The organism is Salinibacterium sp. NK8237 (assembly GCF_015864955.1).
Taxonomy (GTDB): Bacteria; Actinomycetota; Actinomycetes; order Actinomycetales; family Microbacteriaceae; genus Rhodoglobus.
In genome coordinates this window covers 1-1711 of the sequence record NZ_JADYWE010000007.1, presented here as the reverse complement: position 1 = coordinate 1711, position 1711 = coordinate 1, and the positions used below count along the sequence as shown (strand labels likewise).

Annotated in this window: 1 rRNA gene; it reads left to right on the top strand. The window is 50.3% G+C overall.

Annotated elements, in window-relative coordinates:
- Positions 1-1629: ribosomal RNA gene (locus tag I6E56_RS14905) — 23S ribosomal RNA — on the top strand; the annotation flags it as partial.
- Positions 1630-1711 lie beyond the last annotated feature (82 nt).

Below are 1711 nucleotides of genomic sequence, written 5' to 3'. Positions count from 1 at the left end.
GGGTAGGGTAAGTCGACCCCTAAGGCGAGGCCGAAAGGCGTAGTCGATGGGAAACAGATTAATATTTCTGTACTCGATATAATTGCGATGGGGGGACGGAGCAGGCTAAACAAGCATAGCGTTGGTAGTCTATGTGAAAGTGAGTAGGTTGGCGACTTAGGTAAATCCGGGTTGCTGTTAAGACTGAGACACGAGACGAGTCACTACGGTGATGAAGTTGTTGATGCCATACTTCCAGGAAAAGCCTCTAAGCTTCAGATTATATGGAATCGTACCCCAAACCGACACAGGTGGTCAGGTAGAGAATACTAAGGCGCTTGAGAGAACTCGGGTGAAGGAACTAGGCAAAATCGTACCGTAACTTCGGGAGAAGGTACGCTCCTATCTGTGATGAGACTTGCTCTCTAAGCGGACGGGAGCCGCAGTGACCAGGTGGCTGGGACTGTTTATTAAAAACACAGCACTGTGCAAAATCGCAAGATGACGTATACGGTGTGACACCTGCCCGGTGCCGGAAGGTTAATTGATGGGGTTATCCTTAGGGAGAAGCTCTTGATCGAAGCCCCGGTAAACGGCGGCCGTAACTATAACGGTCCTAAGGTAGCGAAATTCCTTGTCGGGTAAGTTCCGACCTGCACGAATGGTGTAACCATGGCCACGCTGTCTCCACCCGAGACTCAGTGAAATTGAAATCGCAGTGAAGATGCTGTGTACCCGCGGCTAGACGGAAAGACCCCGTGAACCTTTACTACAGCTTGGCACTGANCCCGCGGCTAGACGGAAAGACCCCGTGAACCTTTACTACAGCTTGGCACTGAACATTGAACCTACATGTGTAGGATAGGTGGGAGACTTTGAAGCAGCGACGCTAGTTGTTGTGGAGTCAACCTTGAAATACCACCCTTGTAGTTTTGATGTTCTAACGTTGGCCCCTGAATCGGGGTTACGGACAGTGCCTGGTGGGTAGTTTGACTGGGGCGGTCTCCTCCTAAAGAGTAACGGAGGAGCACGAAGGTTGGCTAAGTACGGTCGGACATCGTACGGTTAGTGTAATGGTAGAAGCCAGCTTAACTGCGAGACAGACACGTCGAGCAGGTACGAAAGTAGGTCATAGTGATCCGGTGGTTCTGAATGGAAGGGCCATCGCTCAACGGATAAAAGGTACTCCGGGGATAACAGGCTGATACCGCCCAAGAGTTCATATCGACGGCGGTGTTTGGCACCTCGATGTCGGCTCATCACATCCTGGGGCTGAAGTCGGTCCCAAGGGTATGGCTGTTCGCCATTTAAAGTGGTACGCGAGCTGGGTTTAGAACGTCGTGAGACAGTTCGGTCCCTATCTGCCGTGGGCGTTTGAGAATTGAGAGGGGTTGCTCCTAGTACGAGAGGACCGGAGTGAACGAACCGCTGGTGTTCGGGTTGTCATGCCAATGGCATTGCCCGGTAGCTACGTTCGGAACTGATAAGCGCTGAAAGCATCTAAGCGCGAAGCAGGCCTCGAGATGAGTTCTCACTAGACTTTTAAAGTCTCTGAAGGGCCGTTGAAGACTACAACGTTGATAGGCAAGATGTGGAAGTGGTGTGAGCCATTAAGCTAACTTGTACTAATTACCCGTGAGGCTTAACCATACAACGCCAAACGCGTTTTATGTGATAGTGAAACAAGCGAAGAAGTTAATATAACTAAAGTAGATATTACTTAAGAAAGACT